Source organism: Mesorhizobium sp. M2E.F.Ca.ET.209.01.1.1, assembly GCF_004010375.2.
Classification (GTDB): Bacteria; Pseudomonadota; Alphaproteobacteria; order Rhizobiales; family Rhizobiaceae; genus Mesorhizobium.
This window is the reverse complement of sequence record NZ_SADP02000811.1, coordinates 1-319: the sequence shown is the minus strand read 5'-3', so window position 1 is coordinate 319 and position 319 is coordinate 1. Positions and strand designations below refer to the sequence as shown.

Sequence of the window (319 nt, the reverse complement as noted above, 5' to 3'; positions counted from 1 at the left end):
CAGCCTTGTCGCGCCAAGCCACAGCCAGGCGGCGCCCCAGTCGAGCAGGCGGTAGCCGACGATCAGCGTGCACAGCAGCAACAGGCTGGAACTCACCGTCAGCCGCACGCCATTGGCGATCGGCAGGTAGCGCGAACGGTAGCCGGCGATGAAATGCTCGACGAAGTCGCGCAGGAATTTCGGCAGTCCGGCATAGCGCTGGCCGAACCGTTCGACGCGGCCGTTGACCCGCATCAGCGCCGCGTCGTCGCGCACCTCATAGCCGTAGATCAGCGCCGCCATGACCAGCCAGATCAGTGGCAAAAGCATGTAGAAGAAC

1 pseudogene is annotated in these 319 nt (G+C 64.6%); it reads right to left on the bottom strand.

Annotation, left to right across the window (positions count from 1 at the left end):
• Window positions 1-319, bottom strand: a pseudogene (locus EN852_RS38000) (hypothetical protein); the annotation flags it as partial.